6 protein-coding genes are annotated in these 7,015 nt (G+C 58.2%); 4 read left to right on the top strand and 2 right to left on the bottom strand.

Going from position 1 to position 7,015, the window contains the following annotated elements:
* Positions 1-148: 148 nt before the first annotated feature.
* Both ACRESD_RS00255 and ACRESD_RS00250 read left to right on the top strand, forming a co-directional pair.
* Positions 149-634: a glutathione peroxidase gene (locus ACRESD_RS00255; protein WP_431749099.1), complete on the top strand. Its 486-nt coding sequence runs from the start codon at positions 149-151 to the stop codon at positions 632-634.
* On the top strand, positions 631-1,095 hold the full coding sequence (locus tag ACRESD_RS00250) for a MarR family winged helix-turn-helix transcriptional regulator (protein WP_431749098.1): 465 nt from the start codon (positions 631-633) through the stop codon (positions 1,093-1,095). The genes ACRESD_RS00255 and ACRESD_RS00250 overlap by 4 nt, the downstream gene beginning before the upstream one ends.
* Here the strand turns inward: ACRESD_RS00250 and ACRESD_RS00245 are convergent.
* A complete protein-coding gene (locus ACRESD_RS00245; RefSeq protein ID WP_431749097.1) occupies positions 1,076-3,385 on the bottom strand; it encodes a response regulator in 2,310 nt (769 codons plus the stop codon). The genes ACRESD_RS00250 and ACRESD_RS00245 overlap by 20 nt on opposite strands.
* 164 nt (positions 3,386-3,549) lie before the next feature.
* Here ACRESD_RS00245 and ACRESD_RS00240 point away from each other — a divergent pair, with 164 nt between their 5' ends.
* Both ACRESD_RS00240 and ACRESD_RS00235 read left to right on the top strand, forming a co-directional pair.
* Positions 3,550-4,440, top strand: coding sequence for an ATP-binding protein (locus tag ACRESD_RS00240; protein WP_431749096.1), 891 nt, complete (start codon positions 3,550-3,552; stop codon positions 4,438-4,440).
* On the top strand, positions 4,437-4,919 hold the full coding sequence (locus ACRESD_RS00235; RefSeq protein WP_431749095.1) for a GAF domain-containing protein: 483 nt from the start codon (positions 4,437-4,439) through the stop codon (positions 4,917-4,919). Before ACRESD_RS00240 ends, ACRESD_RS00235 begins: the two co-directional genes overlap by 4 nt.
* Positions 4,920-4,949: 30 nt before the next feature.
* On the opposite strand, the gene ACRESD_RS00230 is transcribed toward ACRESD_RS00235, so the two are convergent.
* Positions 4,950-7,015: ATP-binding protein (locus ACRESD_RS00230; protein ID WP_431749094.1), on the bottom strand; the 2,066-nt coding region annotated here is incomplete at its 5' end.

Raw genomic sequence — 7,015 nt, 5'->3', positions numbered from 1 at the left:
GACTGACACCCCGCCATCGCGGGCAAGCCAGCTCCCACAGTTGGCTTGAGTCAAGGCTGTTAACGCAGCATCAATCCAGGTGATTAAATTGCACACAATTGAATTGCCTACTATCTTTCTGCTTCTTCCCCTTATCTGAGGCACTGCCATGAGCGACAACCTGCTGAGTATCCCTTGCACCACCATCAAGGGTGAGCAAAAGACCTTGGCCGATTTCGCCGGCAAGGCCATTTTGGTGGTCAACACCGCCAGCAAATGTGGTTTTACGCCGCAATACAAAGGGCTGGAGCATCTCTGGCAGCAGTACAAGGATCAGGGGCTGGTGGTGCTGGGCTTTCCCTGCAACCAGTTCGGCAAGCAGGAGCCGGGCAACGAAGGGGCCATCTCCGAGTTTTGCGAGCTGAACTTCGGCGTCAGTTTCCCGCTGTTCAAGAAGATCGACGTCAATGGCAGTGATGCTCACCCTTTGTTTATCCAATTGAAAAAACAGGCGCCTGGTCTGTTGGGTTCTCAGGGCATCAAGTGGAATTTCACCAAGTTCCTTGTCAGCCGCGACGGTCAGAGGGTCAAGCGGTTTGCCCCGACCACCAAGCCTGAGGATCTGACTCAAGAGATCGAAGCGCTGCTCAAATGACCGATTTGCCTGCCGTCTCTCTGGCCTTGGACAACCAGCTGTGCTTCAAGCTCTATGCCGCTTCACGAGCGGTCACCCGCGCTTACAAACCGATGCTGGATCAACTGGGTCTGACCTATCCGCAATACGTGGTGATGCTGGTGTTGTGGGAGTGGCACGACACTGCGCCTGCGCAGCCCACGGTCAAGGCCTTGGGTGAGCGGTTGATGTTGGATTCGGGCACGTTGACGCCATTGCTCAAGCGGCTTGAGCAGCTCGAGTGGGTGAAGCGTCAACGCAGCGTGAAGGATGAACGGGAAGTGCACCTGAGCCTGAGCGAGGCCGGCGTGCAATTACGCGGCCAAACCCAGCGCTTGAAGATCCGGTTGCTGTGCGACAGTGGCATCGATCTGAATCAGGCCGAGGCCCTGCGTGATGGCCTGGACCAGTTGCTGGCGCAGATCAAAGGCTTGTCGTCTTAGGCACCCAGAGGTCCAGCAACGCGTTGAGTTCCTCACGGCGAAACGGCTTGGCCAAGTAATCATTCATCCCCGCCGCGCGGCAACGCTCGCGTTCTTCGGACAAGGCATTGGCGGTCAACGCGACGATGGGCAAGTCCGGCCAACGCCCGCTGCGACGAATTTGCCGACTCGCCTCGTAGCCGTCCATCACCGGCATGTTGCAATCCATCAACACCATGTCGAAGCGTTGGTCTTCGAGGCGCTTGAGCGCCTCGCCACCATGGGCGGCGACAATGACCTCACACCCCAGTTTGCTGAGCATACCCTTGGCCACCAGTTGATTGACCGGGTTGTCCTCCACCAGCAGGATGCGCGCCCGGTGGGCCAGGGGGGCAGCTTCCATCTGGATCGGATCAAGGATCAAGGGTGCCTCGCTGCGCAGGTTCCGTTGCAGGATCTGGTACAAGGCGTTGCGGCTCAATGGCCGTGCCTGTTGCTGCAACGGCACCAATGCTGCTACTTCTTCATTGGGCATGAAGTTGCCATAGGCGGTCACCAGCAGGATCGGCGCGCTGATCGTCGGGCGTAGACGGAACAGGCACTCAGGGCAATCCGTGATCAGCAGGTCCGGGTTTTGCCCGCTCAAGTCATCGTCCTGGGAATAGCAGCGCGGTGTCAGCCCCCAGTGGGGCAGCAGAGTGGTGAGCAGTTCCGTCAGGCCGCTGCCCGCACTAGTGATGACAATGACTTCGCCCGCGAGTGGGGCATACCGGGGAGCCGGCAAATGAGTGGGCAACGGAAGATCTGCACAGAACTGGCTGCCAAACCCAACCTCCGAGCTGATACTCAAGCGGCCCTTCATGGCCTCGCACAGGTTGTGGGTCAGCGCCAGACCCAGCCCTGTCCCGCCGAATTGTCGGGTGATGCCGGCGCCCGCCTGGGTGAACGGTTGGAAGATCTTCACCTGAGCTTCCTGGGCTATGCCGATGCCGGTGTCGCACACCTCAATGTTTACCCGGTCACCTTGAGCGCGCAGGCGCACATCGACGCGGCCGAAGCGAGTGAACTTCAACGCGTTAGAGAGCAAATTGCTGACGATCTGGCGTACGCGGGTTGGGTCGCCAATGACTTGGGCAGGAAACTGCGGGTCGATCAGGCATGTCAGCTCGACACTCGGCGCGGCGTTCTGCGACAGCAGGTTAGCGGTGTCTTCCACCAGTGCGCCGAGGTCGAACGGGATGCGCTCCAGCTCCAATTGGCCTGCGTCGAACTTGGACAGGTCCAGGATATCGTTGAGCAATTCCACCAGCACTTTGCCTGAATCATGGGCGATGGACAGTTGCTGGCGCTGTTCGGCATTCAGCGGGCTGTCCAGTGACAGTGCGATCATCCCCAGCAGGCCGTTCAGTGGCGTGCGGATTTCGTGGCTCATATTGGCCAGGAACGCCGCCCGTGCCTGAGCCATGCCCAAGGCGGTCATCTTTGCAGCTTCCAGCTCATCGTTGGATTGGCTCAGGCGCTGGTTGCTGGCTTTGAGCTCCAAGGTTCGCGCGGAGACGATATCCTCCAGTTGCCCGAGGTATTCAGTGAGGCGATCTTCGGCATGACGGCGCTGATGGATTTCGGTTTCCATGTTTTCGAATTGTTGGTTGGCAACGTTCACCAATACGCCGATTTCATCGTTTTCGTGCCCCGGCGGGCAGTCCAGGTGGGCCTGCTTGCTGGTACTCAGTGCGCGGATAATGCGCACGAGGGGCTGGGTCAGCATCACGTAGAACAATGCCAGCAATATTCCGGTCAGCAGTAGGCTGCGGGCAAATCCGTTGAGAAGGGTTATCTCGGCACGGTGCAGGAAACGGCTACCAAAGGCGTAGGTGTCCACGTCCAGTCGCAATACCCCGAGTGAGTCATTGGGCATGTGGCTCAGGAACAACCGGTCTTCAAACTGACGATTGGCGCCAAACAGAAAGTCGCTGATGGGCCGATAACTGCTTTCCTTGCGTGGGCGATCGACGTCAGCCAGGACCACACCGTTGTTGTCGATCAACTGCGCGTGGGTGATGGCAGGGGAGTGCAGCAGGCCCAGGGTCAGCTCCTGGGCGAGTTCGGCATCGATGTTGTAGGCGATACGTGATGCGGGGTTATGGCTGATTTCGATCAGCGAGCGTATTTCACGGTTGATGGATGCGTCTTCGCTGGCATAATCGATACCGATTTGGATCAGGCTGAGCAGGGTTCCCAAGACGAAACCGACCAGCACAGTCAATCTGGCTTGTTTATAAGACAAGCGGTGGGTGAACTTGATATCCATCGAGTGTTGAACCACTTCACGTTTCCCTTCGCTCGGCAAGCATAGCTGAACATCCACAGGCTCTGGCTTACCCGGCATGAATCGTTTTTTTACGCAGCCTCGTGCGGTCTGCCGCAGGGTTGCCAATACGCCATCTTTTGCAAGAACTTGCCAGAGGAATAATTGTGGACTCTCGATTGAATGCCTTTCTTGAGCGGGCCGACGCAGTGCTTGCGCGCCTGGAGCCCTTGTTGCCAGCGCCACGCCAAGCTATCGATTGGAACCATTGCCTGGCTGCCCGCTGGCAGCGCGAAGGTCGCACTGGCTTCCTGTTACCGCTGGATGTGAGCCTGGACATGCGCTTATCCGACTTGATCGGCGTCGACAAGCAGCGTGAGCAACTGGCCCGCAATACCCAACAATTTATCGATGGTCTGCCTGCCAATCACGCATTGCTTTGGGGCTCGCGAGGCACCGGCAAATCGTCCATGGTGCGCGCGCTGCTGGCTCAGCACGCCAAGGCGGGTTTGCGCTTGATCGAAATCGAGCGTGATCACTTGGCGGACCTGCCGCGTGTGGTCGAGCAACTGCTCAAGCTGCCGCAACGCTTCATCCTGTTCTGCGATGACCTGTCGTTCGAGGCAGGTGAAGGTGATTACCGTGTGCTCAAAAGCGTATTGGACGGTTCGCTGGAGCAGGCGCCGGAAAACGTGTTGCTGTATGCCACGTCCAACCGCCGTCACCTCGTGCCGGAAAACCAGAGCGATAACGACAACTGGAAACGCGTGGATGGTGAGCTGCACCCGAGCGAAGCCGTTGAGGACAAGATTGCCTTGTCGGACCGTTTCGGCTTGTGGCTGTCGTTCTACCCATTTACCCAGGAGCACTTTCTGGATGTGGTGGAGCACTGGATCGGCGAGCTTGCCAGCAAAGCCGGTTTGCAGTGGCAACGCGATGAAGCTCTCGATATTCTCGCCGTGCGTTGGGCTACCGGGCGCGGCAACCGCAATGGCCGGTGTGCCTATCAATTCGCCCGTTATTGGGTGGGTCTTAAATTGCTGGAACGTCAACCATGATCGATTTACAACAGGCAGGTACTGGCCTTGATGGCTATGCCATGCTCTGCGCGCAACTGGAGTCGCTGTTGGCGGATGAGCGTGATTTCATCGCCAACAGTGCGCAGTTTTCCGCGTTCCTCTTCAACCAGTTGGAGGATCTGAACTGGGCAGGCTTCTACCTCAATCGCAATGAAGAGCTGGTGCTGGGGCCCTTCCAGGGGCAGATCGCCTGTGTGCGGATTCCGTTTAGTCGTGGCGTGTGTGGTGCGGCGGCGGCTTCACGGCAAACCCAGCGGGTAGAAGATGTGCATGCATTTCCTGGGCACATTGCGTGTGATAGCGCTTCCAATAGCGAATTGGTGGTGCCATTGGTCAAGGACAATAAGTTGATTGGTGTCCTCGACCTCGACAGCCCATCGTTGGCCCGTTTTACACATCAAGATCAAGTTGGGATCGAACAACTGGCGGCGATTTTCCTGCGTTTGACCGACTGCTGAAAAAGCGAGGCGGGGGCGAACCCCTGCCTCTCATTGGCGGTCCAGTTCATGAAGTTGCGCCTGCAACGTCCTTTCCAGTTCCAGCATCAGTTTTTCCAGCGCTTTGATACCGGCTTCGATCATTGGCCGATTTTCGCTCCGGGCGCAGGTCTGCTCCAGCGCTTCGCATTGCCCCGCCAATGCATGGGCTTGAACGATGCGAGCGGCGCCTTTGATTTTGTGGGCTTGTTCAATGATGTCCTCGGGCGGGGTTTGCCGAGTCAGCAGTTCCATGAGCTCGTGGCGGTCGTGCCGGCTGCTGTTCAGCAGTTCTTCCATCAAGCGTCGACTTAATAGTGGGTCTCCGCCGGTCAGGGCTTCCAGGCATCCCAAGTCCAGGCGCGGACTTGCTGGTTGAGGGGGGATTTGTGCCAGTTGCCGTTCCAACACTGTGAGGCTGATGGGCTTGAACAGGCAGTCATTCATGCCTGCCTGCACACATCGTTGCCTTTCCTCCGGCTGCGCATTGGCGGTAAAGCCCAGCACTACACAGGGCGGCAGTTGTTCGCGTTGTTCGTACTCACGGATCGAACGACTCAACTCGTAGCCATTCATGATGGGCATGTTGCAGTCGGCAATCACCAGGTCGAAACGCTCCTGGCGCCACGCTTGAAAGCCGGCTGCGCCGTGCTCGGCGGCGGTGAACTGGTGACCCAGATAGCCCAGTTGCTGGCACATCAGCAGGCGGTTTGCCGGGTGGTCATCCACTACCAGCACATTGAGCACCGGAGTGGAGGTGGCCGTCGTCGGCGTAAGTTCGCCGACCTGGTTCTGCTTATGCAGGCGAGGCATCTTCAGGCTGACATGCACCTGGGTGCCGACCATGGGCACGCTGCTCAGGCTTAACTGGCCACTCATCATTGTGCAGAGGCTGCGGCAGATCACCAATCCCAACCCCGCACCGCTCCTGGCCAGGTGCCCCGAGTTGTCCGCTTGGGCGAACGGTTCGAACAGGCGTGATTGGTCGTCCCTACTGATGCCGATACCGGTGTCTTCGACCACTAGTTTGAGCTCGATCTGCTCGGGTACCAGCGTCGGCAGCACCTCCACTTTGATCTTCACCTGCCCGCGTTCGGTGAATTTGATCGCATTGCTCACCAGGTTGGACAGCACTTGCTTGAAACGCAGCGGGTCTATCTGGACTTCGATGTCGTCCAGATCGGGTTTGAACTCTAACAACAGGCTGAGGGTTTTCTGGCGTGCAAGCCCGTCGAAGACGCGCACGACGGACTCAATCACTTCTCGCAGGTTGACGCGTTCCGGGGCGAGGCTAAGGCGACCGGATTCAATGCGTGCGATGTCCAATATGTCGCCGATCAGTTCCAGCAGGTCCTTGGCCGAGTTGTACGCCACCTCGATGGCCGGCCGATCGAGATGCCCTTGGTCTGCGCGCTTGAGTGTCAGTTCGAGCATGCCAATCACAGCGTTCATCGGCGTGCGGATCTCATGGCTCATGGTGGCCAGGAACGTGCTTTTGGCGCGATTGGCCTCGTCGGCACGCTCCTTGGCCGCACGCAGTTCATCAAACAATTGACGTCTTTCACTGATGTCGATCCAGCCACCGATGATGCCTTGGACTTCACCGGTGGAGTCGCGATAAGGCAGGATCCAGTGGTAGATGGTCAGTTTCCTGTCGTGGATGTGCAGGGTGCGATCCAGGATCAGCGGGTTACCTTCGGCCACTACCCGCTGGTAGTCAGCGTGATACTGCGCCGCCTCCGACTCAAGGGCCATGCTCATCTGGATCACGCTTTTGCCGATGACGTCTTCGCGTTTGACGTCGAATGCCTGGAGGTAGCTGTCGTTGCAGGTCTGCAAAAGGCCGTTGCGATCACGTACGTAGATTGGATGCGGTGTTTCATTGACCAGGGCGCGCATGAATTCGAACTGATCGTTGAGCGCGCGCTCGGCCATTTTCCGTTGCTTGATCTGGCGGCGCATGTAGGCGTTCCAGGCCAATGAGATCAACAGCAGCAAGCCGGTGCCGATGACGATTCGGGCAATCAGTTGATGGTAGTTGCGCCAATAGCTGTCGGACGCGGCGGTATAGCCACGCC

Source organism: Pseudomonas sp., assembly GCF_050739995.1.
In the GTDB taxonomy this organism is placed as follows: Bacteria; Pseudomonadota; Gammaproteobacteria; order Pseudomonadales; family Pseudomonadaceae; genus Aquipseudomonas.
Note: the sequence above shows the minus strand (reverse complement) of the source record. Positions and strands in the feature narration are given on the sequence as shown.